Below are 24012 nucleotides of genomic sequence, written 5' to 3'. Positions count from 1 at the left end.
ACCTACATGGACGTACGTCTGTTTGCTTTCCTGGCGCGCCAACCCTCGGCCGCGCCTGAGCCCCGTGAGCGCTTCTGCGGCCTGCCCAGGCGCGGCCTGGCGTTGCTCATGGCCAATGTCATGTTCTGGCAACCGATCTGGGCCCAGGCCGACGGCATCGCGGTCAGTGCCCCGGGTACCAGCCTTGGCCAGGCCGGCAATGGCGTGCCTATCGTCAACATCGCCGCGCCCAATGCCAGCGGGTTGTCGCATAACCAGTTCAGCGACTACAACGTCGGCCGCGAGGGCCTGATCCTCAACAATGCCACCGGACGCACCCAATCGACCCAGCTGGGCGGGATCATCCTCGGCAACGCCAACCTGCACGGCCGCGCCGCCAGCACCATCCTCAACGAGGTCAATGGCGCCAACCCAAGCCAGTTGCGTGGCTATACCGAGGTGGCCGGGCAGGGCGCCCGGGTGATTGTCGCCAACCCCCATGGCATCACCTGCGACGGCTGTGGCTTCATCAACACCCCGCGGGTCACTCTCAGCACCGGCAAGCCGATTATCGAGAACGGCCAGGTGGGGCGCTACCAGGTCGACGGCGGCGCCATCGCCATCGAAGGTAAGGGGCTCAATGCCAGCAATATCGAACGCTTCGAGCTGATTACCCGCAGCGCCAAGATCAATGCCCGGCTGCATGCCCAGCAACTGGACATCGTCACCGGCCGCAACGATGTCGATGCCGACACGCTCAAGGCCACTGCTCGCGCCGACGACGGCAGCACGACACCGGCGCTGGCCATCGACAGCAGCGCGTTGGGCGGCATGTACGCCGGGGCGATTCGCCTGGTCGGCACCGAGCAGGGCGTGGGGGTGCGGCTGGCCGGCGACATGGCGGTCGACGCCGGTGATTTGGACATCGACACCCGTGGCCAGCTGGTCCTGGGCAACGCCAGTGCCGCTGGCAACTTGCAGATCAAGGCTGGCGCGGCTGAGCTGACGGGCAACGCCTACGCCGCTGGCACCGCCACCGTGCGCAGCAGTGGCGACCTCGAGGTGCGCCAGAGCCTGGCATCGCGACAACAGATGACGGTCGATGCCGCCCAGGTGCGCAACCATGGCGTGATCGAAGCCGGGGTCGAGGCCGACAAGCGCCGTAACGACAGCGCCGACCTCAGCCTCACCAGCCAAGGGTTGGTCAACAGTGGCCAGGTGGTCGCCAGCCGCGCGCTGACGGTCACGGTCGCCGATACCCTGGTGAACCAGGGCGGCGCCCTGAAGGGGCAACGCCAGACGCTGGTCAGCGACACGCTGGACAACCGCGGCGGCCAGGTGCTCGCCGACAAAAAGCTGGAGGTCACCAGCCGTTTGCTGAAAAACGGCCAGGCCGGCGTGCTGAGCAGCGACGGCAGCACCACGGTGGTCGCTCGCGAGCGCCTGGACAACCAGCGTGGGCAACTGGTGGGGGGCGCGCAACTGAGCGTCACCGCCGGTGAAGTCAACAACACTGACAAGGGCCTGATCGCCAGCAGCGGCCAGGTGACCTTCGATGTCGACCAATTGAACAACCAGGGCGGCAAGGTTTCCGCCAGCCACCAGCAGTTGAAGGCTGTCGGCCTGAACAACCAGGGCGGGACCCTGGTGGCCAAGACCTTGGATGCCACGCTGCGACACCTCGATAACCAAGGCGGCAGCATCGTTGCCAACGAAGGGGCCGCGACTGTCACCGCCACCGACCAGGTGAACAACAATGGCGGCACGTTGCAGGCCAGCACGCACCTGCACGTGGTAGGGGGCGAACTGCTCAACCAGGGCGGCGCCATGCTGGGCGACAGTGTCCGCCTTGACGGCCAGCGTCTGGATAACAGCCAGCATGGCCGGGTGGTGGCAGAAAAAGGTTTGTTGCAAGCCAAGCTCGAAGGGGCGTTGGACAACCAGGGCGGGCGCCTGCAGGCCACGGCGGCGAACATCCAGCTGGCTGCCGCCAGTGTCGATAACCGCAGCGGTGTGGTAGTGGGCACGCAGGCGGTCAGCCTCGACGCCGGCACCGGCCTGTTGAACAATCGCGCCGGGCAAGTGCTAGGCGCGCGTCTTGAGCTGAGCGGCAACACCGTCGACAACCAGGACAACGGCCAGATTCTGGCCGGTAGCGGCGGGCTGCTGATCAAGGCGGGCACCGTGCACAACCAGCACGGCAAGCTGCTGGCCGGTGGTTCGTTGGCCGAACTGCTGCTCGACGATGGCCGCCTGGAGAACCAGGCAGGCAGCCTGACCGCTGGCGCCATCACCCTGGTGGCGGGTGATGCCGACAACACTGGCGGTACCCTGACGAGCCTGGCCGGCAACCAGCAGCTCACCGTGCAGCGGTTGATCAACCGCAACGGCCTGATCGAAGCCAGCCAAAGCATCGGCGTCGATGGCCAGAGCCTGGACAACAGCCAGAACGGCAGGCTGATCGCCCATGCAGGCAGCAAGAGCCACCTGACCCTGAGCGGTGAGCTGGACAACCGTGACGGGCATATCGCCAGCGGCGCCAGCGACCTGGATGTCGCCGCGGCGCGGCTGCTCAACCAGCGAGGCTCGCTGGAGCATGGCGGCCAGGGCGCGCTGGTATTGCACGCCGGCAGTTTCAGCGGCAGCCAGGGCAGCGTGACGGGTCTGGGCTCCGGTACCTGGACGATCGGCAGCGCCGACACTGTTGGTACCTGGCACACCAATGGCCAACTGGATATCAGCGGCCTGCAGAGCATCGCTCTGGGGGCCGGCGACCGGATCGCCAGCGCCAGCGACCTGCGCCTGGCCGGCGACCATCTGGTCAATGCCGGCGAGTTGCTCAGCGACGGCAAGCTGACCCTGGAGATGAGCGCCAACCTGGTCAACCAGGGGCTGTTCTCCAGCCAGAAGGCCATGCGCCTGAGCGGCGCCGACCTGATCCAGGAGGGCGGTCGGATCGCCAGCGCTGGGCCGATGGAGATCCAGCTGAGCGGCAACCTGAGCAACCGTGGGCGCCTGACCAGTAGTCAGACCCTGGACGTGCGGGCGGCCAGCATCGACAACCAAGGCACCCTGGGCGCCCAGGGCAAGGCTGTACTGCGCGCTGACGGCGCGATCAGCAACCAGCAGGACAGCCTGCTGTTCGCCGGCGGCCCGCTCGAGCTGCGTGGCGCCAGCCTGCTCAACCGATACGCTGATATCTACAGCAAAGGCGACTTGAGTTTCGCCGCCCTTGCCGGTGGCCGCGCAGCCAGCCTGCAGAACCTGTCGGGTAGCATCGAAAGCGAGGGTAGTGTCGATATCAAGGTGGACTCGCTGGAGAACGCCAAGGAAAAGTTCGTTCCCGGCGAGACCATCGCCAGCCGCTACATTCGCATCAACTGCACCGACTGTAGCGGTAAGAGCCACACTGGCTCCTATATTGTCACCACCACCTACAAAGGCACGGTGGTCAGCGACTCGCCCGCCGCGCGCCTGCTGGCCAACCGCGACCTGACCCTCGACGCGCAGACCGTCGACAACCGCCAGAGCTTGCTGGCGGCCAACGGCAACCTCAGCGCCACCGCACAGAACTTCTACAACCGCGGCCAGACCCTGGATACCCGCATCGAGGAAGTCAGCTATTGGCTGCACGGCGTGAGCAAGGGGGCCTACCGCGTCACCGAAGCGGCGACCAACGCCTGGAACGCCCAGAACGCCGGCAAGCCCATCGAGGAGCAGGCGCCGATCCCAACCGCCGTGACCATGTATCCGTCCGAGAAGCCCAACAGTCGGATCCTGCCCGGCACCCATACCGCCTATGCCGGTACGGTACAAGCCGGCGGCACGGTGGCGTTGAATGTCAGCGGTGAACTGGTCAACGGTACTTTGGATGCGCACAACACCGCGCAACTGACCGGCAAGGCCATCGACAGCGCGGCCGCGGCGGCCGGTGGCGTGCGCGTCACCTTGGGCACCCAGGCGGGCGACCCAGGGCTGCCCAAGGACGTCAAGCGCATCGAGACCATCGCTGCCGATGGCAGCACCCAGGTGCGCTTCGTGCCGGTGGACTTCAGTGGCGCGCCGTTCGTGAGCGTTGACCCCACCGCACTGTCGAGCTTCCGCCTGCCACAGGGCGAGTATGGCTTGTTCGTGCGCAACCAGAGCCCCAACGCCAGCTACCTGGTCGAGTCCAACCCCGAACTGACCAACCTGGGCCGCTTCATGGCTTCGGACTACATGCTTGGCCAGCTCGGCTTCGACGCCGACAAGGCCTGGCGTCGCCTCGGTGACGGGCGCTACGAGACGCGCCTGGTCGCCGACGCGGTCCGGGCCCAGACCGGCCAGCGTTTCCTCGCCGATGGCCTGGGCAGCGACTACGAGCAGTTCAAGTACCTGATGGACAACGCCCTGGCCAGCAAGGACGCCCTGGGCCTGAGCGTGGGCGTGGGCTTGACCAGCCAGCAAGTGGCGGCCCTGACCCATGACATCGTGTGGATGGAAGAGCGCGTGGTCGATGGCCAGAAGGTGCTGGCGCCGGTGCTGTACCTGGCCAAGGTCGACGCGCGCAACCTGCGTGGCGGCGCCCTGGTGCAGGGCCGTGACCTGGAGCTGGTCACCGGCGGCGACCTGAAGAGCGTCGGCACCTTGCGCGCCAGCAAAGACCTCAGTGCCGTGGTCGGGGGCAGCCTCTACCAAGGTGGCCTGGCCCAAGCCAACGAGCACCTGGCGCTGCTGGCCCAGGACAGCATTCGCAATGCCCTGGCTGGCGAGATCCGCGGCAACCAGGTCGACCTGGTGTCGCTCAAGGGCGATATCGTCAACGACCGAACCGCGACCCAGGTGAGCGTGGGCGCTGGCAGTGCCACGCGGGTGGATGCCGGTGCCATGATCAGTGGGCGCACAGGGGTAAATCTCGACGCCGCTGGCGATTTGACCAACAAGGGGCGTATCAGCAGCGGTGGCGATCTGAGCGCCAAGGCGGGTGGAGATATCAACCTGCTTGCCGTGCAGGATCGAACCGTTACCCGTGAGGCCCTGCGTCGCGGCCTGCGCACCGAGGAGACAGTGACCCAACTGGGTTCCAGCTTGGAGGCTGCAGGCAACATGACCCTCCAGGCCGGGCATGACTTGTATGTCGAGGCCAGCACCGCGAAGGCTGGCAAGAACCTGGAAGCCAGCGCGGTAGGTGATATCAGCCTGGTTGCCGGGGTGGACTCCCACGATATCGACAGCCGCAGCAAGAAGGGCAAGAAGAAAGTCCATGAAGTCGAGGAACACAGCCGTCTGGTGGCCGCTGGCCTGAGTGCCGGTGAGAACCTGGATGTGGTCGCCGGCAACGACGTCAATCTGCTGGCCAGCAAGCTCAAGGCCGGCGATGAAGCTTACGTCTATGCCGGCAACGACCTGAATCTGATCGCCGGGCAAGAGCGCGACTACACGCTCTATGACATGAAGAAAAAGGGCGGTTGGGGGGCCAAGCAAACCCAGCGTGACGAAGTCACCCAGGTTACTCATGTCGGCAGCGAGATCACCAGCGGCGGCGATCTGCGCCTGGTCAGCAAGGGCGACCAGCTGTATCAAGTGGCCAAGCTCGACAGCGGTGGCGACCTGATCCTGCACAGTGGCGGTGATATCACCTTCGCCGCTGTCAAGGACTTGCATCAGGAGAGCCACGAGAAATCCAAGTCCGATGCTGGCTGGTTCAGCATGAAGGGCAAGGGCAGTACCGACGAAACCTTGCGTCAGACCCAGATGCAGGCCAAGGGCGAGCTGGTGATCAATGCCGTCGGCGCCATTCATGCGGATGTGCGGCAGATCAACCAGAAGACCGTGAGTGAGTCGATCGACTCGATGGTCAAGGCCGACCCGTCGCTGGCCTGGCTCAAGCAGCTGGAGGCACAGGGGGGGGTTGACTGGCGCCAGGTAGAGGAAATCCATACCAGCTTCAAGTACGCCAACTCAGGGTTGGGGCCGGCGGCACAGTTGGCGATCGCGATCATGATGGCCGCCGTGATGGGGCCGGCAGGCTTCGGCTTGTCCGGGGTACCTTTGGCGGGTGCCACTAGCCTGGCGACCACCGGGGCTGTGAGTACCATCAACAACAAAGGCGACCTGGGCGCGGCGCTCAAGGAAACCTTGAGCAAGGAAAGCCTCAAGAGCGCCGCGACGGCCATGGCGGTCGCAGGGGCGTTGCAGTTCGCCGACGAGAAGTGGTTCAAGGCCGGGGATGCGGCGAACAACGGGGCTGTCAACATTGAGAATGGCCAGGCACTGCCGGTCGCATCCACGCCCGATAATGTCCTGACCTGGAGCAATGCCCCCGATGTCGCGCTGCGCGCGGGTGGCCGGGCGGTGATCAACGGCAGTATCTCCACGGCAATCAACGGCGGCAGCCTGAAGGACAATCTGCTTGGCTCGTTGGCCGGCGAGGCCAGCACGGTTGCCATGGCCACGGGCTTCAAGTGGGTGGGCGACAAGACCATCAGTTTCGAGAGTGGCAGTCTGCCGAAGATCGTCTCCCACGCCATCGTGGGTGGGCTGATTGCGCAAGCCACGGGTGGTGATTTCAAAACCGGGGCAGCGGCGGCAGGTCTCAACGAGGCGATGGTCAATGCCCTCTCGTCGGCAGCGCAGGGCAACGAGCAAGTGCACATGATGTTGTCGCAGTTGACCGGGCTGGTAGCCGCCGCGGCAGTGAATGGCGAGTTGGAAAAAGGAGTGCAGGTTGCACAGTCGGCAACCGAGTACAACCACTACTTGCATCGCAAGAACGCCGAGGCATTTGCCAAGGCCATCATCGACGCCTGCACCAAAGTGCCTAAGGAGTGCAAAGGTGATGCTTCCAAGGTCAGTCAGCAGGATCTGCTGGATGCCCTCGAAGTATCGGCGCAGCATGGCAAGGGTATAGAAACACTCAATCCCCAAGCGAAACTGCTGGTCGATCAGTTTAGGAAAGATTTCAAGGTTGATGACGACCTTTTCAAATACACCGAGTCTGAACAGGAACGCTTGGATGTCGAGCATAAGTTCGAGCTTGCTGGCGCAGTATTGACGCTGGGGCGTTCACTCGCTGGTGGCGGTGGCAGATCGATCCTCTCATCCATAAAATCGTGGTTCGGTGTTGGCGAGGCAACAGCAGCGCCAATAGTCAAAAACGGTTGGAAGGTCGGGGAGGATGTCTACGCCAACACGGCGAAGGGCACTCCGCCCACTTGGGGTACTGTAAGATCGCGTTTCTGGAAGAATGAGGCCAGTGTCCCCGGTGCTGCAGAAAAATACGGTGAGGCCAATCTGGAACGTATGCGCAAAGGCACTGCTCCACAACGCTATAACGCCGATAAAGGTGGTATGGAGTCCATGGAATTGAGCCATGAACCAATACCCGCGCGGGACGGAGGCAAGAATTTTGTGCCTCGCTGGCCTCAGGACCATGCGGCCGTTGACCCCTACAGACGACCTGGATATTGAGTCGAAGATGGAATCACTTTCCGAACAGTTTCAAAAAACACAGGGTGCCCCCGTCGAGCGGGACGGGCGTATCTTTGTACCCATGCACAAGATTCCATTACGGACAGGCCGTAATGCGTTCGTAGTTCGCCGGCTGGCGTGCAACGCACCTTTGGTGCCGGGGCTGCGTATCAAGGCGGTGAAAGGGGAAATCGAGGTTAATGGTCAGACTCATGCGGAAGTCATCCTGTGGGCCGATACCAGTCCAGACGTTGTCACTTTCGATGTGAAGGCAAAAGTATCGGCAGAGTTGCGGCTCTGGAATGTCTGGCGTGCTGGTGATCTGGTTCAGGCATGGGTCGGAGAGGCTGGGATTTCGGTGACGCAGGCAGGTAGTGTCGTGAAGCTCGAATGCAGCGGAGGGGATGTGAAGCTGAACTGCGCCGCATTGGTGGTTGAGATCGAGCCGGTGGAGTAAACACCGCTTTTTCTGAGCGGCGCGCAGGCGTTGGGGGCAAAGCCAAAGCGGATCGACTTGGCTTTGCAACCATTGGCGCTGTCGACAGCTTGACTGCCGAGGTTCAACGGCAACTCAGCGCGTTTCTCTATCCCGCATAATGCGCAACAGGCCAGCCGCCAGCCAGAAAGCAGGCGGCCTCCACGGTGGGTCGCCTGCCTAGCCGCTCGGTGCCAGGTCTACGATTGGCGCCAAGGGCATCGCGCCTCCCTTGGACATTTCATTGGCGTCAAAGCCCATCAACCCTTGCCCCAGCCTCGGCTTCTTGGCACCCTTTGCCAGCCATTGCGTCTCGTCAACACAAGGAACCCTCAAGGTGAGCTGGGAAAAAGTCGGTAAAACACTGGCCGCGTCGCTGGTCGTGGCGGCCTGCGTCGCGGCCTTCTACACGGTGCTGCGTGACGACGACCGGCTGCAGGCGCGCCTGACCTACGCCCACCTGACCTACCCCGGCCAGTTCAACGAGCGCGTCACCCAGGCCAACGACCTGCTCAAGTACGAACGCCTGCACGAGCGCGTCGGCAACATCGGCGCCGGCAATCTCGACCATCAGCAGGTCGACAAGCTGGTCGAACTGGCCCAGGCACCCTACCTGCAACTGTTCGCGCGGCCCTTCGAGGCCGGCCTGGTGGATCACCGCACCGGCCTGCTCATCGAATTGAACAACCCGCGCCAGCAAGCGCTGCAGGACGTGCAGATCCGCCTGCCGGCCAAAGGCCTGGTCCAGGTGCGCGATGCCGCTGGCAACGACACGTTGATCCCGACGTCGACCAACCTGATCGACATCCCGCTCATCGATGCCCAGGGCGACGCCAAGGTCTGGGTGTATTTCGACTCGGACTACTCGCAGATCCGCCAAGGCGGTATCAGTATCCATCAGGGCGGTGCCAGCGCGCAGATCCAGGTGGTGCGCGAATTCGTCGGTTTCCCCGCCTGGGTGGCGCGCTACAGCCACGAGTTGATACTGCTGCTGGTGCTGCTGTCGGGCGCGGTGTCGCTGCTGGGTTACCGTACGCTGAAGCACCCCGCCCAGCGCGTGCAGTGCAGTCGCTGACGGGGTCGCGCGCGCCCGGCGATCAAGCGTCCCTTGCCCCAGGCGCAGCCATGCAAGTGGCGGCCTGCCAGCGGACCATGACTGCTCTGCAGCAAGCAAGGCGCCCCGCGGTTACCAGGCCAGGGGCGTGTCGAAGCCTTTCCAGCACACCCAGCGCCGCACCTCGGCGTGGGCGCCGGTGCCGATCTGCCATTGCGGCCGGCCGCTGTCCAGGGCGATCAACGAGATGAAGCCGGCGTGACTGGCCGCCACCAGGGTGCGGCCGTCGGCGCTGATGTCCAGGGCGCTGATGGTCGAGCCGAGGTAGTGTTGCCAGTGTTCGCCACCGTCCTCGCCAAAGGCGCGCAGGTAGCCATGGGCATCGCCGACGATGTATTCGCCGTCGCGGGCGACGCCGGCATAGATGCGCGCACCTTGCTGTAACAGCGGCGTGCGTGGATGGTCGCTGCCGGGCGCTGTGTCCAGCCCGGGCAGGTCGGCGACACGCACGCCAAGGCTGGCGCCTTGGTAGCGGTGGCAGGCATTGAGCAGCAACTGATCGCCGCGGTGGTTGAACAGGGCGAAATGCGCATACTCGCTGGCCGGTCCAATGCTTGCCAAGGGTTGCAGCTGTTCGTCGAGCAGCAGATGACGCCCGCGCTGTTCGCCCAGGGCGATCAGCCGGCCATCCGGGGCCAGGGCCGCGTGCGCCATGGCCAGGCCCAGGTCGATGTCGTCCGGGTCGACGCCTCGCTGCAGGTCGTCGAGGATGCTTTCCTGGCGCGGCAGCAGGCGGGTGGCGCCGCTGGCGGCGAGTACGAAGATGCCGTCGCCGCTCACCAACAGCACCCGCTGGCCGTCAGGGAAGGGCGTGAGTGTGATGGGTGCCGGCGGCAGGTCCAGCGGTTCGAACGGATAGCCCGGGGGCAGGCCTTCCAGGCCGTGGGGCCAGGCCAACCGCGCCACCAGCGGGCCGCCCCAGCCATCGGTGACGCGCACCCCTTCGGCGTTGGCCAGGGCATAGTAGCGTCGCTGCGGGCAGCGACCGAAATGGTTGATGCCGATCACCGGGGTGACGCTGTGGGCGTCGATGCGCAGCACCTGGCCCTTGTCCTGGGGCAGGCCAACCCGCGCCAGCAGGCTGCCGTCCTCCAGCAGTAATAGGGGGCCGACCCCCTGGGCCTGTTCGTCGAGCAACGGTAGCAGCGGCAGGTGCGCGGGCGGCCAGGCTTCGCGGAACAGCTGGCGCTGCGGCTCGTCGACACCCGGCCGGTTAATCGCCAGCAAGGCGGCCTGCCAGGCCTCGAGCAGGTGCCCGGTGGTCGGCGCCGGCGGCTGCGCGAGGTCGTCCCATCCGTGCGCGCGGCCCTGCGCGACGTACTGGTTGACGGCCTCGGCATAGGCGATCACCGCCTCGCGCCACTGCTGCTGGGGGTGCTGCTTGTTCATGGCGGATCGAACTCCTTGTTCCGCAATGTTGTCAGGAAGGGTGCATCAAAACGGTGCATGGTACTCCGTCCGCGTCTGTGGTTGTGAGGCCCGGGCTTGATGCGTACCATGCCGGGCATCCTTTCAATAAAAAACGTGCGTCACCGGGCCTGGAGCGGGCAGGTGGGGCGCGTCATATCGCCTTGTCCGCGGAGAACAGTTTTTCCCCATGAATGGTCCCGTACCCACCTCGTTGCCCCCCACCACCGGCAACGGCAGCTGGCTGAGCGTCATCGCCCTGGCGCTGGCGGCGTTCATCTTCAACACTACCGAGTTCGTCCCGGTGGCGCTGCTCAGCGATATCGGCCGCAGCTTCGACATGAGCACCGCGCAGGTCGGCCTGATGCTGACCATCTACGCCTGGGTGGTGGCGCTGGCCTCGCTGCCGATGATGCTGATGACTCGCAACATCGAGCGGCGGCGCCTGCTGCTATTGGTGTTCCTGGTGTTCATCCTCAGCCACCTGTTGTCGTGGTTGTCGCAGAGCTTCGCCATGCTGCTGGTGAGCCGCATCGGCATCGCCCTGGCCCATGCCGTGTTCTGGGCCATCACCGCCTCGTTGGCGGTGCGCGTGGCGCCGCCCGGGCAACAGGCCAAGGCGCTGGGCTTGCTGGCCACCGGCACCACCCTGGCGATGGTCATGGGCATCCCGCTGGGGCGGGTGGTGGGCGAGGCCTTGGGCTGGCGCATCACCTTCCTGTGCATCGCCGGTGTGGCCCTGGCGACCATGCTCTGCCTGATGAAGTCGCTGCCGCTGCTGCCGAGCCAGAACTCAGGTTCCCTGCGCAGCCTGCCGATCCTGTTCAAGCGCCCGGCGCTGGTGATCACCTATGCGCTGGTGACCCTGGTGATCACCGCGCAGTTCACCGCCTACAGCTACATCGAGCCGTTCGCCTTGCATGTGGCGCAGATCGGCGGTGAGCGCACCACGCTGCTGCTGTTGCTGTTCGGCGGTGCCGGCGTGTTCGGCTCGTTGCTGTTCAGCCGCTACAGCGACCGCTATCCCCATGGCTTCCTGGTCGGGGCGATCGGCGCCCTGGCCGCCTGCCTGTTGCTGCTGCTGCCACTGTCGGGCAACTTCTATGTCTTTGCTGGCCTGAGCATGGTCTGGGGCGTGGCGATCCTCAGCTTCAGCCTGGCCTTGCAATCCAAGACCCTCAAGCTGGCCTCGGACGCCACCGATGTGGCCATGGCACTGTTCTCGGGCATCTACAACATCGGTATCGGCGGCGGCGCCTTGCTCGGCAGCATCGTCAGCAGCCAGACGGGCGTTGCTCACATCGGCCTGGTGGGCGGCAGCGTGGCCGTGGTCGGCTTGCTGCTGGCGCTGGCCAGTACCCGGCGCTTTCGCCAGGCGTTGGGGCATCCGCCGGCCTGACCTTCGTCTCAAGACTTTTCATACAGAGCCTGGAACGATTGTGCAGCCATCAGCGCTGGGCGAACGCCAAGTTGATGCCCAGCCTGGCGAACGAGGCGGCAAAGCCACGGCGCAGCCAGGCCTGGCCCTTGGGCGAGTCGATCACCGCGCGGCGGAACAGGTGGGCGAGCAGGCCATAGAGCACGAACACGACGAAGGTCATGGCCATGAACACGGCGCTCAGGCCGAGCATCTGCACGGTCGCGGAGCCCGCGTGCGGGTCGATGAACTGCGGCAGGAAAGCCAGGAAGAACAGCGTCAACTTGGGGTTGAGGATGTTCAGCAGGCAGGCCTTGAGCACCAGTTGCCCGGCACTGGCGGGGGCGGCCTTGGCATCCACGGCGAAGGCCGCGCGATCGCGCCAGGTGGCGTAGGCCAGGTACAGCAGGTAGGCGACGCCGGCGAACTTCAGCCCCTGGAACGCCAGGGCGCTGGTGTGTAGCAGCGCCGACAGGCCCAGCACCGAGGCCAGCAGGTGCGGGACGATGCCCGAGGTACAGCCCAAGGCGGTCCACAGGCAGGCGCGGCGCCCGGCCACCAGGGCGCTGGAGACGGTGAGGATGACCCCGCTGCCGGGGATCAGCACGATGATCAGGGCGGTGAGCAGAAATTCCAGGCTTGGCATCGCAGGCAGCTCCTTGCAGTCGGCAGTGGATGCACTATACGCCCGGCGCCAGGCGCTGCAACATCTGCTCCGGGCGCAGGGAGGCGAAGCGCTCGCCCAGCCACTGGTGCAACTGCGCCACGGCGGGGGTGAGCTGCTTGCGGTGCGGGCATACCAGGGTCACCGGGGTCAGTTCGCCCGGATGCTCGGGCAATAGCACCTCCAGTTCGCCGGCGACGACGTTGCTGCTGACATCCAGCCACGACTTGTAGACGATCCCTTCGCCCTCCAGGGCCCAGCGCCGCACCACATCGGCGTCGTCGCTGAACAGCGGCCCGCGCACCTGCACGGTACGGTTGCCCAGGCGCCACTTGTCGTACACCCGGCTCTGTTGCAGGTACAGCAGGCAGTCGTGCTGCAGCAGGTCGTCGGGGCTGCGCGGGCGGCCATGGCGGGCCAGGTAATCGGGCGAGGCCACCAGTACCCGGCGATTCCACGGCGCCAGGGGCAGGGCGATGTAGTTGGCGTCTTCGTTCAGGCCGTAGCGGATGGCGACATCCACCGGGTCGCGGTACAGGTCGGCCAACTGGTCGGAGAGAAAGAACCGCAGGCCCAGCCCTGGATGCTCGCGGCGAAACGCGCTGAGCCATGGCCGCAGCAGGTTGCGGCCCATGTCCGAAGGCGCCGCCACCTGCAGCACGCCGCGCAGGCCGCTGTGGCTGCCATGCAGGTCTTCACGGCCCTGGCGCAGGGCTTCGAGCACCCGCTGGGCGGTGGGCAGGTACAGCTCGCCCTCGGCGGTCAGGCGCAGGCTGCGGGTGGTGCGGGCAAACAGCCGCACATCGAGCTCGCGCTCCAGGCGCTTGACCGCCGCCGCCACCTGGCCGGGCAGCAGGTCGGCCTCGTGGGCGGCCGCGGTGAAACTGCCCAGGGCGCTGGCCCGGGTGAACAGTTCCAGGTCGGTGATACGCAGCATTTTCACTCCAGGGATGAAAGTGTTGCTGCATTGTGCTGGTTTTTCTTTCGTGGCGGGAAGATAAGATTTGCCTCATTCACGATCCCTTGAGGAATTGCCGTAGATGGACACCGTTACTCTCGCCAAGCGCCGTTACACCACCAAAGCCTACGATGCCAGCCGCAAGATCCCCCAGGCCACCATCGATGCCTTGCTCGAGCAACTGCGCCACAGCCCTTCGTCGGTCAACTCGCAGCCCTGGCACTTCATCGTCGCCGACAGCGCCGAAGGCAAGGCGCGCCTGGCCAAGGCCACCGACGAACGCTTTGCCTACAACAGCCCGAAAATTCGCGATGCCTCCCATGTACTGGTGTTCGCCGCCCGTACCGAGATGACCGAAGCCCACCTGCAGGCGGTGTTGCGGCAGGAGGCCAGCGACGGTCGTTTTCGCACGGAGCAGTCGCGGGACGCCCAGGACCAGACGCGTCGCGGTTATGTGAACCTGCACCGGCATGACTTCAAGGACGTGCAACACTGGATGGAGAAGCAGGTCTACCTGGCGTTGGGTACTGCGTTGCTGGGCGCCGCCGCCCATGGGCTGGACGCCACGCCGATCGAAGGTTTCGATGCCAAGGCCCTGGATGCCGAGCTGGGCCTGCGTGAGCGTGGCTACACCAGCGTGGTGCTGTTGAGCCTGGGCTATCGCAGCGAGGAAGACTTCAACGCCGAGTTGAGCAAGTCGCGCCTGCCGGCCGCCGAGGTGTTCACCTTCCTCTGATGGCGGCGGTTGGCACCGGCGCTGCCGGTGTTCGCCAGCAAGGCGACACCGGGGTGCCAGGCTTAAACCGCCCGGGCCTGTAGCAGGCGCACGCCCAGCCCGATGAACAGCGCACCACAGGCCCGCTTGAGCCACGCCGCGGCAGGTGAGGCCTTCAGGCGCTGGCCAAAGCGGTGGGCGGTGATGCAATAGCACGTATGCACCAGGCAGACGATCAGCGAGCAACTCAAGTACATCATCGCGAACTGGCCGAACAGCGACCGCCCCGGTTCGAGAAACTGCGGCAGGAAGGCGCAGAAGAACACCAGGGTCTTGGGGTTGCTGATCGACACCACGAAAGCCTCCACGGCGATGCGCCATGGCGCCCGCACTGGCGCCTGGCCAGCCTGCACTGGCGCCAGCCCAGGCTTGGCCGGCGCCAACAGTTGGCGTAGGCCGAGGTAGATCAGGTAGGCCGCGCCGGCCAGTTTCAACAGCAGGAACGCCGTGGGCAACGACACCAGCAGGGCGCCCACGCCCATGGCCACGGCGCTGATCGCCAGCAGTTGCGCGGTGAGGTTGCCCAGCAGCGTCATGCCCATCCCTGACGGGCCATGGCGCAAGGCGTTGCGCACGGTCAGAAGGACGTTGGGGCCGGGGATCAGCGAGGTCAGCAGGTAGGCGAAGGAGAAAGTCAGCCAGAGGTGAAGTGCCATGCAGCGCATCCTTTGCGCGAGGAAAGCAGCACGATGCCACAAGCGGGTTGCAACTGAAATACCTGGCTGGCAGCGCCTGGCTTTACTAGCCAGCGACGCCGCTCCCACGCCGCCGTTCAAGCCACTGCCAGGCGTGCCTACCAGAGCGCCACCGCCGCCCCATTCACCACCCGCGCGAACACCGCCAGCGCCGTGTCGATATCCGCTTCCTGGGTATGGCGCCCCAGGCTCAGGCGCACGCTGTTGCGTGCCTGGCGCTCGTCCAGGCCCAGTGCCAGCAGTACATGCGAGGCCGCGTTGCTTGCCGAGTTGCACGCCGAGGTGCTGGACAACGCCAGCTCGCCGGCCAGGGCCAGGCTGTTGAAACCCTTGGCGTCGATGCACAGGTTCAAGGTGTGGGGAATACGCTGCAACGGACAGCCATTGAGGCTCACCCCGGGCAGGGCCAGCAGACCGTCGCGCAATCGCTTGGCCAGTTGCGCAATGTGTTGGTATTCGGTTTCGCCCGGCTGGCCTGCGAGGGCGAAGGCGCTGCCCATGCCGACGATCTGGTGGGTGGGCAGGGTGCCGGAGCGCAGGCCGCGCTCATGGCCGCCGCCATGCATCTGCGCGCGCATCAGTGGGCGCGCGCGGGGGCCGACGAACAACGCGCCGATGCCCTTGGGGCCATAAACCTTGTGCGCCGAGAACGACATCAGGTCGACTGCCTGCTGGCCCAGGTCGATCAGCACCTTGCCCACCGCCTGGGCGGCATCCACATGCAGCAGCGCCCCATGCGCACGCACCAGGGCGCCGACCTGGGCGAAGTCGGTGACCGTGCCCAGTTCGTTGTTCACCGCCATCAGCGATACCAGCCGGGTGTCTGGGCGCAGCGCCGCGCGCACGGCGTCGGGCTGGATCAGGCCCTGGTCGTCCGGCGCCAGGCGGGTCACCGCCCAGCCCAGCCGCCCCAGTTCGGCGGCGGTGTCGAGCACGGCCTTGTGTTCGAGCTGGCTGGTGATCAGGTGCCCAGGTTGCCCGCAGCCTTGGGCGATGCCTTTGAGCGCCAGGTTGTTGGATTCGGTGGCGCCGGAGGTCCACACCAGTTCATCGGCCTGGGCGCCAACCTGCGCGGCGACCTGGGCCCGGGCCTGCTCGACCGCTTCGCGGGCGGCCTGGCCATGGGCATGGCCGCTGGAGGCCGGGTTGCCGAACGTGGCGTCGCGGCCCAGGCAACTGAGCATGGCGGCGATGACGCGGTCATCGACCGGGGTGGTGGCGGCGTAATCGAAGTAGAGCGGGGTGCTGGGCATGATCGCGGCGAGTCCGTGCAGGGACGCCGCCAGTCGGCGCCCATGCACAGCATCCTACCGGGAGGTGGAGGTGAATGTTTTTCCTATGTGGCTGTGGTTCGCGGTGTTTGCGAAACAAAAATCTCCAGGTTTGCCTAGATGGGGAAAATTTTTCTGGGATTGCTGGGCGAGCATCAAAACCATTGCCAAGGTGCTTGCTTGGTCACCATCACCAGCACGATGAGGAACATGCCGCTGAACCCGGCAACGCCCATCCACAGCCACCAGCGGTAGAGCCGCCGATACTGCGCCCCTAGCGTGGCGTTGGCATGGGCGGCTTGTTCGGCCAGAACCTGCATGTGCTTTTGCAACAGCAGCACCGGCAGCCACAGCGCCCCCACGCTGAAGAAGATCAGCAGCGCGCCTTGCAGCCAGTCCGCTGACCAGGGCATGCCAGCCAGGCTGACCATGGCGTAGCCACTGAGCAATTGCACCAGGCCCGCCGGCGTGGTGATCCAGGCATCGAAACGCACCACCATGCGCGCCACTGCGGCGATCACCCGGGGATCGTTGCCACGGTGCGCGGCGACCAGGTACAGGTAGGAACCCATGCCGAAGCCAAACAGGAACACCGCGGCAATCAGGTGCAGGTACTTGAGCAACAGGTAGTCCATCTTAGCCCCGCCCGCGCTGGTAGCTGACGCTGTAGCGTATCTTGTCCGGCGCGTCGATCGCCGCCAGGTATTCGGCGACACTGATCTCGCCGACACAAGGCCGGGCACCCGATGCCGGCGCATGGCCCGCCACCACCTTGGCCATCAACGCCACCGAGGCGCAGCTGGGAATCTCCGGCCCCAGGTCGTCGCGGGCGCTGACCTGGGCGCGCATGCGCAGCGGCTGCCCGTCTGGGTCGGTGCCTCGCACGTCCAGGTACATCGCGCTCTTGCCGTCGCCAAGGCGTTCGAAGTGACCGCCCAGACGATGCAGGCGCCGGGCCCAGGGCAGCGGATCGCGCACCAGGGCGCACTTGACCAGCCATGCCAGGCTGGCATTGGCCAGGCCGCCGAGCATCAGCCCGGAACCTGCCTTGAAGGCCAGGTTCCGGGCACCATAGCGCTGGGCGAAGATGTCCATGTCCGGCACGTCGACATTGTTCAGCAGGCGCCAGCCCAGCCCCGGCAAGTGCCGCAGTTGCAGGCCGAGCCAGCCGTCCACCTCCCGTGGGCGGCCGTCGCGCCATTGACGGATTGGTCGTCCGGCATAGGCCAGCACGCCTTCGATGGTGGATAGCCCGGGCATTTTCGCCGACGAGGAAATGCCGTGTTCGATAGTGTCGATCCGGCCGAACTGCTGGCGTTGCTCGTCGAGGATCGCCGACGACAGGCTGGGTACCGAGCTGCAGCCACTGAGCAGCGCGACCTTGGCCTGGCGGGCGCGTGCGTCCAGGCGTGCGATGCCGTTGACGAACAGCCGGCAATCGGCGAGATCGCAGTAGTGCACGCCTGCCTCGATGCACGCCTCGGCAACGTTGTACGGCTGGCCCTGGAACGGCCCGCCGGTATGGATGACCCAGTCGATACTCTGTGCGCGCAGGGCCTCGGCGAAGCCTGCGGCCATGGCATCGCCGCACCAATGCCCGTCCAGGCTGGCGTCAGGACCCTGGAGTTGCTGGGCCAGTGCTTGCAGCTGGCTGGCATTGCGCCCGGCGATGACCAGTTGCACGCCGGCCATGCGATTCAAGTGGCGGCTGATGATTCGGCCAAAATTGCCGTAGGCGCCGATCACCAAGATCCGGGTGGCCATGCTCTGTTCCTTGTGCAGTGAGTCTGGAGCGCCCGCGTGCGGGCGGCGCAAGGGTCACCGAAAGGGCTGGGCAATGCAAGTTGCGCGACAGGGCTCAGGCGCTTTCCAGCGCCTGTTGGTCCTGGGCCACCACCCGCTCGCACAACTCGATGATCTGCTCGCGCATCCAGCGGTTGGCGGGGTCCTGGTCGGTGCTTTCGTGCCAGTACAGGTGGGTTTCCAGGGCCGGGATCTCCACCGGCAACGGCTGGTGGCGCAACTGGTGGCGGCGGGCGAAGCGCTCGGGCACGGTCATCACCATGTCGGTCTGCTGCAACACCTGCGAGGCCATCAGGTAGTGCTGCGAGCGCAGCGCCACGCGGCGCTGCACGCCCATCTTGCCCAGGGCCAGGTCGACGTAGCCCAGGCCGTTGCGGCGGCTGGAAATATGGATGTGGGTCATGCCAAGGTAGCTGTCCAGGGTCAGCTTGCTCTCGGCCAGCGGATGGCCAGGGCGCATGGCGCACACGTAGTGGTCCTGCATCAGCTTGACGTGGCGCACCTGCGGGTCGGTATTGAGCGGCGCGTCGACGGCGAAGTCCAGGCGCCCGGCGGCCAGTTCCTTGGTGGTTTCGCGGCGCTTGCACAGGAAACTCTCGATCACCAGCGCCGGGGCCAGGCGCCGCAGGCGCTGGAACAGCGGCGGCAGGATCACCGCCTCGGTGAGGTCGGTCATGCTGATGCGAAAGGTCTTGCTGGCCTGCAGCGGGTTGAAGATGCGGCTCTCCTGCACCGAGGTGCGCAGCAGCGACAGGGCGTTGCGCACCGGGCCGATGATGTTCTGTGCCATGGGCGTGGGCACCATGCCCTGGGCGGTGCGCACGAACAGCGGGTCGTTGAAGGTCTCGCGCAGTCGCGACAGGGCGTTGGACACCGCCGGCTGGGTGATGCCGACGATTTGCCCGGCGCGGGTCAGGTTGGCTTCGGTGTAGATGGCGTCGAAGACGATGAACAGGTTGAGATCGACCTTGCTGAGGTTCATGGGCGCCGCTCTTTGTTGGAGTTATCGGTCGATCATATATCGGTTATGAATGTTTATACACGTAGAAAATAGGCTAGGTGGATGAAGGGTGACTGTTCTAGGCTCAGCCCATGTTCTTCATTGACTGAAGGTAGCCCCGATGGATTTCGCCTATTCGCCCAAGGTCCAGGCGCTGCGCGAGCGTGTCAGCGCGTTCATGGATGCATACGTGTACCCGGCCGAGCCGGTGTTCGAACGCCAGGTCGCCGAGGGTGACCGCTGGCAGCCCACCGCGATAATGGAAGAGCTCAAGGCCAAGGCCCAGGCCGAGGGCCTGTGGAACCTGTTCCTGCCCGAGTCCGAGTATGGCGCCGGGCTTAGCAACCTGGAGTACGCGCCGCTGGCCGAGATCATGGGCCGTTCGCTGCTGGGGCCGGAGCCGTTCAACTGCTCGGCGCCGGACACCGGCAACATGGAAGTGCTGGTGCGCTACGCCAGCGAGGCGCAGAAGCGCCGTTGGCTCGAGCCGCTGCTGCGCGGCGAGATCCGCTCGGCGTTCGCCATGACCGAGCCGGACGTGGCCTCCTCGGACGCCACCAACATGGCCGCCAGCGCCGTGCGCGACGGTGATGAGTGGGTGATCAACGGCCGCAAGTGGTGGACCTCTGGTGCCTGCGATCCGCGCTGCAAGGTGATGATCTTCATGGGCCTGTCCAACCCCGAAGGCCCCCGCCACCAGCAGCACTCGATGATCCTGGTGCCCACGGACGCGCCGGGGGTGAAAATCGTCCGCCCGTTACCGGTGTTCGGCTACGACGACGCGCCCCACGGCCACGCTGAAGTGGTGTTCGAGAACGTGCGGGTGCCTTACGAGAACGTACTGCTAGGCGAGGGCCGTGGCTTCGAAATCGCCCAGGGCCGCCTCGGTCCAGGCCGTATCCACCACTGCATGCGCTCGATCGGCATGGCCGAGCGTGCCCTGGAACTGATGTGCAAACGCTCTGTCGAGCGCACGGCCTTCGGCAAGCCACTGGCGCGGCTGGGCGGCAACATCGACAAGATCGCCGACTCGCGGATGGAGATCGACATGGCCCGGTTGCTGACGCTCAAGGCCGCCTACATGATGGACACCGTCGGCAACAAGGTGGCGCGCAGCGAGATCGCACAGATCAAGGTGGTTGCGCCCAATGTCGCGCTCAAGGTGATCGACCGGGCGATTCAGATCCATGGCGGGGCAGGGGTTAGCGGTGATTTCCCGTTGGCCTACATGTATGCGATGCAACGCACGCTGCGTTTGGCCGACGGACCGGATGAGGTGCACCGGGCGGCGATTGGCAAGTACGAGATTGGCAAGTATGTGCCGAAGGAGATGTTGCGTAGCGGGCACTGAAGTGCATTGTGACCAGCCCGCTCAGGTTCGGCTGCACGCCTGAACAGGCTGGTTACAGGGTTGGTTTTAAGACTTTTCTCTAGGTATGGTAGGAAAGGTCTCTTTCACTTTTTCTCGGATAACAGGGCGAACTTCATTTGTTAGGTTCTTGAGCTTTCAGGGCAAAAGGAACCTGCTTATGTATCGCGTCAGTCTTGACGGGAAAGGCCAGGCAGTAGATGGCGATGTCACCACCACGGGTGCAATCTGCATTGCCAGCGGTGAGGGTTACATCTGTGATGGGCGAAAGGTCCTGCGGGTCGGGGACTCGACTACCGAATGTCCGCTCTGCTGCCAGCCTGGCGTCGTTGTAGAGGGCTACCTCGGGTGGATTTCCGACGGTCAGCCACTGGCGATGGATGGTTCACTGGTTGCCTGTGGCTGCCCGAACGGCAGTAACAGGGTGGTTGCTCCCTTGGATGGAGTGGCGCCGTCCAGTCATCCCCTGCATGGCAGGCAGACGAATGCGGCGACGGCCTCCGGCGCCCGCACTCTCCATGCCCCAGCCAACGCACAGATGCCTGGCGCCATCGCGTCTGCGCAAGCCGGGTTGGAACCCGGTTTTCATATCGTTCCCCGCAGCATGTCCGGGCCCCAGGTACTGGCGCAGTTGTTGGCGCAGGACAGCACACTGCCTATTGCACGCATCCAGCGCCTGAACCCCACCTTCGACCAGGGCTTCAAGGCCGGTGAAATCTTCGTCCTCGGTGACCCCGACAACCACCACGCCTGCACCCGCGAGGAAGCCGACCTGATGGCTGCGGCGCAGCGGGCGCGGGAAGCACTGGTTGTGCTCGACGAGCAGGAGGCCAACTTCATGATGCAGCACATCGGTGAAATTGCGGGCGTGCTCAATGGCGCTAGCCAGTCCATGGGGGTGGGTAAAGACATGCTGGCCCGTGGGCTGGGGCAGGTGGAGGATACGCTCAAGGGGATTGAGCGGCTGCATCAGCGCGAGTTCGGTCTGCATGGGCACCTGAAAAGCCCGCAGTTCTTCGCGTCGCGCAGTGCGTTGTATCAACAGCTGAACACGCAACTGCGCAGTGCATTCGTGGGCAAGTACCTGAACCTAGGGGGGCATGAAAGCTTGCGTAAAGGGCTGGGGATTTCCACCAGGAGCCTGGTTCATCATTGGTCCAAGGCCGGAGCGCCGGGGGCGATACCGGGATATGCGACGCACCTGGATGAGGTGGCGAAGATGGCCCGTTATCTTAAATATGGTGGCTACGTTGGCGTGGGATTTGGGGCAAGCTCGTCGTATCTTAAAGTTCAAGAAGCGTGCAAAGCGGGTGAAACAGATGAGTGCAAGAAGATTCGATTTACAGAGGCAGGTGGCTTTGCGGGCGGCTTGGTGGGCGGTGTTTTTGGTGGAGCCGCGAGTGGTGTTGCGATAAAGGCTGTCTGCAATTTTGGAGTCTGGGGAAAAGCGATCTGTGGTATCGCAACTGTTGGAGTGGGCTCATTCGCCGGCAGTGGTGGGGGCGTGGCCGGAGGAGAATGGCTGGGCGAGGTTCTTTACGAGGGTATTCATGGTTGACTTGAGCGGGTGGCCCGCCAGCATGAGGCTCATACTGATTTCCCTACCTTTTCTGTTAATCATCACAGGGGGGCTGATCAATACCTACATCGCAGGTTCAAGTCACTTCGACGTCATGTGCCGGGCCTTTCGGCGCAGTAGTGGCCTTCGCGATGAAATTATGATTTGGGGGACCCTCAGTCAGAAATCACGCATGGTGATTGTGAGTGCCATGACTTTAGGCCTGATATGGCCGTCTTTAGGTTATCGTCAAGGATGGTTGAGTATTCAGGACACTAAGGACTTTCCTGGCTACTTGAGCTGGCTGATGAAAATCAGCAGCTACTGCTTGCTCTCGGGCTTTGCAATCCTGTTCTTGCTGATCTGCTTCACGAAGCTTACCCGATCATAATTGTGTGATGAAGGTCGATAAGTTCCTGAACCTGGGTGGACATGAAACCTGCGCAAAGGTCTGGGGATTTCCACCAGGGGCCTGGTGCATCAATGGTCCAAGGCTGGTGGGCCAGGCGCGATACCGGGGTGAGCACCGAGGGTCTGAGCTTCAATCAGCCCTGTGCGAAACTGCCGCATAATGCCTCTTGCAGAATTGACAGCATGAGACCCGCCATGGCGGGTCTCATTGAACATCCAATCAAACGCCGAGCGCCATCTTCGCACTCACCTGGCGACGACGGTACGCAGTGTCGCGGCTGGCCAGCCACCAGTACAGCGGCGTGGTCACCGCCAGGCCCACCAGCCAGGACAGGTCGGCACCGTTGATGTATTCGGACACCTGGCCAACATACAGCGGCGTGTTCATGAACGGCACCTGCACCGCGATACCCACCGCATAGGCGATCAGCGCCTGGGGGTTGTAGCGGCCGTAGATACCGCCGTCGACCTTGAAGATCGACTGGATGTCGTAGTCGCCCTTGTGGATCACATAGAAGTCGATCAGGTTGATCGCCGTCCACGGCACCAGCACCACCAACAGCACCAGCACCATGTCGACGAAGTGGCCGATGAAGTCCGCCGAGGCGAACACCGCCACCACGCAGCAGCCCGCCAGAACGATCAGCGACAGCAGCGCACGGCTCTTGGCGGTGGGGATCCAGCGGTAGGCGAAGGTCTGTACCAGGGTAATGATCGACAGCACCGCGCCATACAGGTTGAGGGCGTTGTGGCTGATCACGCTGAGCAAAAACAGCACCAGCATCAGCGGGCCGAGGCTGCCGGTGGCGAGCTTGACCGCGTCCATGGTGTCCATGCCCGCCGGGATCGCCAGCACCGCGACCGCGCCGAAGATGAACGATAGGCTCGAACCCAGGGCCGAGCCCAGGTAGGTGGTCCAGAAGGTCGATGAAACCTTCACGTCGGCCGGCAGGTAGCGCGAGTAGTCCGACACATAGGGGGCGAAGGCGATTTGCCACAGCGCCGCCAGCGACACCGTGGCCAGCCAGCCGGCCAGGTTGAAGCCGCCGCGGCTGAGGAAGTCGTCGCTTTGCACATGGCTGAAGATATAGCCAAAGCCGACCACGATGCCGATGCCCAGCACCCAGGTGCCGATACGGTTGAGCAGGTGGATGAAGCGGTAGCCGATGATGCCGATGATGCCCGAGCCCAACGCGCCGACGATGATGCCCACCGGTACCGGCACGGCGTCGACCACACCGTGCAGCGATTTGCCGGCGAGCACGATGTTGGAGGCGAAGAAGCCGATGTACATGACCCCGGCGATCACCACCACCAGCAGCGCGCCGAGCGAGCCGAACTGGGCGCGGCTCTGGATCATCTGCGGGATGCCCATCTGCGGGCCCTGGGCCGAGTGCAGGGCCATCAGCACGCCGCCGAGCAGGTGCCCGACCAGGATGGCGACGATGCCCCACAGCAGGTTGAGGTGGAACAACTGCACGCCCAGGGCGCCGGTGACGATGGGCAGCGGGGCGATGTTGCCGCCGAACCACAGGGTGAACAGGTCCCTTACCTTTCCATGGCGGTCTTGCGGTGGCACGTAGCCGATCGTGTGTTTCTCGATGAGGGGTGCCGAATTGGCTGCACGGGTCATGACGGACTCCAAGGCAAGGTGGGGCAAGCGGGGC

Annotated in this window: 17 protein-coding genes; 8 read left to right on the top strand and 9 right to left on the bottom strand. The window is 64.6% G+C overall.

Annotation, left to right across the window (positions count from 1 at the left end; genetic code table 11):
* Positions 1 to 6 precede the first annotated feature (6 nt).
* The 3 genes from E3U47_RS17860 to E3U47_RS17850 all read left to right on the top strand — a co-directional run bounded on the left by E3U47_RS17860 (position 7) and on the right by E3U47_RS17850 (position 8978).
* Complete coding sequence (locus tag E3U47_RS17860; protein ID WP_134693004.1) at positions 7 to 7428, top strand: DUF637 domain-containing protein; 7422 nt, start codon at positions 7 to 9, stop codon at positions 7426 to 7428.
* Positions 7429 to 7435: 7 nt separating this feature from the next.
* A complete protein-coding gene (locus E3U47_RS17855; RefSeq protein ID WP_134693003.1) occupies positions 7436 to 7885 on the top strand; it encodes a hypothetical protein in 450 nt (149 codons plus the stop codon).
* A gap of 355 nt (positions 7886 to 8240) precedes the next feature.
* A complete protein-coding gene (locus tag E3U47_RS17850; RefSeq protein ID WP_134693002.1) occupies positions 8241 to 8978 on the top strand; it encodes a hypothetical protein in 738 nt (245 codons plus the stop codon).
* A 111-nt stretch (positions 8979 to 9089) separates the two neighbouring features.
* Here the strand turns inward: E3U47_RS17850 and E3U47_RS17845 are convergent, their stop codons facing one another.
* A complete protein-coding gene (locus E3U47_RS17845; RefSeq protein ID WP_134693001.1) occupies positions 9090 to 10406 on the bottom strand; it encodes a hypothetical protein in 1317 nt (438 codons plus the stop codon).
* Positions 10407 to 10614: 208 nt separating this feature from the next.
* Here E3U47_RS17845 and E3U47_RS17840 point away from each other — a divergent pair, with 208 nt between their 5' ends.
* Entirely contained in the window at positions 10615 to 11823 is a 1209-nt protein-coding gene (locus E3U47_RS17840) for a sugar transporter (protein ID WP_134693000.1), read from the top strand.
* A gap of 49 nt (positions 11824 to 11872) precedes the next feature.
* On the opposite strand, the gene E3U47_RS17835 is transcribed toward E3U47_RS17840, so the two are convergent.
* Both E3U47_RS17835 and E3U47_RS17830 read right to left on the bottom strand, forming a co-directional pair.
* Complete coding sequence (locus tag E3U47_RS17835; protein WP_134692999.1) at positions 11873 to 12487, bottom strand: LysE family translocator; 615 nt, start codon at positions 12485 to 12487, stop codon at positions 11873 to 11875.
* Positions 12488 to 12521: 34 nt separating this feature from the next.
* A complete protein-coding gene (locus E3U47_RS17830) occupies positions 12522 to 13442 on the bottom strand; it encodes a LysR family transcriptional regulator (protein WP_134692998.1) in 921 nt (306 codons plus the stop codon).
* Positions 13443 to 13545: 103 nt separating this feature from the next.
* Here E3U47_RS17830 and nfsB point away from each other — a divergent pair, with 103 nt between their 5' ends.
* Entirely contained in the window at positions 13546 to 14199 is a 654-nt protein-coding gene (gene nfsB / locus E3U47_RS17825; protein ID WP_134692997.1) for an oxygen-insensitive NAD(P)H nitroreductase, read from the top strand.
* 62 nt (positions 14200 to 14261) lie between these two features.
* Here nfsB and E3U47_RS17820 read toward each other — a convergent pair whose 3' ends face one another.
* From E3U47_RS17820 to E3U47_RS17800, 5 genes are all read right to left on the bottom strand, one after another.
* Positions 14262 to 14894 (bottom strand): LysE family translocator, encoded by a 633-nt coding sequence (locus tag E3U47_RS17820; RefSeq protein ID WP_134692996.1) that lies wholly within the window; start codon positions 14892 to 14894, stop codon positions 14262 to 14264.
* A gap of 137 nt (positions 14895 to 15031) precedes the next feature.
* Complete coding sequence (locus E3U47_RS17815) at positions 15032 to 16186, bottom strand: cysteine desulfurase family protein (RefSeq protein ID WP_134692995.1); 1155 nt, start codon at positions 16184 to 16186, stop codon at positions 15032 to 15034.
* 173 nt (positions 16187 to 16359) lie between these two features.
* Complete coding sequence (locus E3U47_RS17810; RefSeq protein ID WP_134692994.1) at positions 16360 to 16839, bottom strand: DUF2269 domain-containing protein; 480 nt, start codon at positions 16837 to 16839, stop codon at positions 16360 to 16362.
* A 1-nt stretch (position 16840) separates the two neighbouring features.
* On the bottom strand, positions 16841 to 17968 hold the full coding sequence (locus tag E3U47_RS17805; RefSeq protein ID WP_134692993.1) for a saccharopine dehydrogenase family protein: 1128 nt from the start codon (positions 17966 to 17968) through the stop codon (positions 16841 to 16843).
* A 94-nt stretch (positions 17969 to 18062) separates the two neighbouring features.
* Positions 18063 to 18989 (bottom strand): LysR family transcriptional regulator, encoded by a 927-nt coding sequence (locus E3U47_RS17800; protein WP_134692992.1) that lies wholly within the window; start codon positions 18987 to 18989, stop codon positions 18063 to 18065.
* Between the two features lie 139 nt (positions 18990 to 19128).
* On the opposite strand from E3U47_RS17800, the gene E3U47_RS17795 reads away from it, so the two are divergent.
* The 3 genes from E3U47_RS17795 to E3U47_RS17785 all read left to right on the top strand — a co-directional run bounded on the left by E3U47_RS17795 (position 19129) and on the right by E3U47_RS17785 (position 22325).
* On the top strand, positions 19129 to 20358 hold the full coding sequence (locus tag E3U47_RS17795; protein ID WP_134692991.1) for an acyl-CoA dehydrogenase: 1230 nt from the start codon (positions 19129 to 19131) through the stop codon (positions 20356 to 20358).
* A 178-nt stretch (positions 20359 to 20536) separates the two neighbouring features.
* The gene (locus E3U47_RS17790; protein ID WP_134692990.1) at positions 20537 to 21934 is read left to right on the top strand and encodes a PAAR domain-containing protein; all 1398 of its coding nucleotides are present in this window, start codon (positions 20537 to 20539) and stop codon (positions 21932 to 21934) included.
* Positions 21927 to 22325, top strand: coding sequence for a hypothetical protein (locus E3U47_RS17785; protein ID WP_134692989.1), 399 nt, complete (start codon positions 21927 to 21929; stop codon positions 22323 to 22325). Before E3U47_RS17790 ends, E3U47_RS17785 begins: the two co-directional genes overlap by 8 nt.
* A 240-nt stretch (positions 22326 to 22565) precedes the next feature.
* On the opposite strand, the gene E3U47_RS17780 is transcribed toward E3U47_RS17785, so the two are convergent.
* The gene (locus E3U47_RS17780) at positions 22566 to 23978 is read right to left on the bottom strand and encodes a cytosine permease (protein ID WP_134692988.1); all 1413 of its coding nucleotides are present in this window, start codon (positions 23976 to 23978) and stop codon (positions 22566 to 22568) included.
* Positions 23979 to 24012 lie beyond the last annotated feature (34 nt).

Source organism: Pseudomonas sp. RIT623 (assembly GCF_004519305.1).
Classification (GTDB): domain Bacteria; phylum Pseudomonadota; class Gammaproteobacteria; order Pseudomonadales; family Pseudomonadaceae; genus Aquipseudomonas.
The sequence above is the reverse complement of the archived record's forward strand: the minus strand, read 5'-3'. Positions and strand labels throughout refer to the sequence as shown.

Excerpts from the sequence above, each read along its gene's own strand:
- E3U47_RS17800 (WP_134692992.1), bottom strand. The coding sequence starts at position 18,989 with ATGAACCTCAGCAAGGTCGATCTCAACCTGTTCATCGTCTTCGACGCC.
- E3U47_RS17810 (WP_134692994.1), bottom strand. The coding sequence starts at position 16,839 with ATGGACTACCTGTTGCTCAAGTACCTGCACCTGATTGCCGCGGTGTTC.
- E3U47_RS17790 (WP_134692990.1), top strand. The coding sequence starts at position 20,537 with ATGTATCGCGTCAGTCTTGACGGGAAAGGCCAGGCAGTAGATGGCGAT.
- E3U47_RS17805 (WP_134692993.1), bottom strand. The coding sequence starts at position 17,968 with ATGGCCACCCGGATCTTGGTGATCGGCGCCTACGGCAATTTTGGCCGA.
- nfsB (WP_134692997.1), top strand. The coding sequence starts at position 13,546 with ATGGACACCGTTACTCTCGCCAAGCGCCGTTACACCACCAAAGCCTAC.
- E3U47_RS17780 (WP_134692988.1), bottom strand. The coding sequence starts at position 23,978 with ATGACCCGTGCAGCCAATTCGGCACCCCTCATCGAGAAACACACGATC.
- E3U47_RS17820 (WP_134692996.1), bottom strand. The coding sequence starts at position 14,894 with ATGGCACTTCACCTCTGGCTGACTTTCTCCTTCGCCTACCTGCTGACC.
- E3U47_RS17815 (WP_134692995.1), bottom strand. The coding sequence starts at position 16,186 with ATGCCCAGCACCCCGCTCTACTTCGATTACGCCGCCACCACCCCGGTC.
- E3U47_RS17860 (WP_134693004.1), top strand. The coding sequence starts at position 7 with ATGGACGTACGTCTGTTTGCTTTCCTGGCGCGCCAACCCTCGGCCGCG.
- E3U47_RS17830 (WP_134692998.1), bottom strand. The coding sequence starts at position 13,442 with ATGCTGCGTATCACCGACCTGGAACTGTTCACCCGGGCCAGCGCCCTG.
- E3U47_RS17840 (WP_134693000.1), top strand. The coding sequence starts at position 10,615 with ATGAATGGTCCCGTACCCACCTCGTTGCCCCCCACCACCGGCAACGGC.
- E3U47_RS17795 (WP_134692991.1), top strand. The coding sequence starts at position 19,129 with ATGGATTTCGCCTATTCGCCCAAGGTCCAGGCGCTGCGCGAGCGTGTC.
- E3U47_RS17835 (WP_134692999.1), bottom strand. The coding sequence starts at position 12,487 with ATGCCAAGCCTGGAATTTCTGCTCACCGCCCTGATCATCGTGCTGATC.
- E3U47_RS17785 (WP_134692989.1), top strand. The coding sequence starts at position 21,927 with ATGGTTGACTTGAGCGGGTGGCCCGCCAGCATGAGGCTCATACTGATT.
- E3U47_RS17845 (WP_134693001.1), bottom strand. The coding sequence starts at position 10,406 with ATGAACAAGCAGCACCCCCAGCAGCAGTGGCGCGAGGCGGTGATCGCC.
- E3U47_RS17855 (WP_134693003.1), top strand. The coding sequence starts at position 7,436 with ATGGAATCACTTTCCGAACAGTTTCAAAAAACACAGGGTGCCCCCGTC.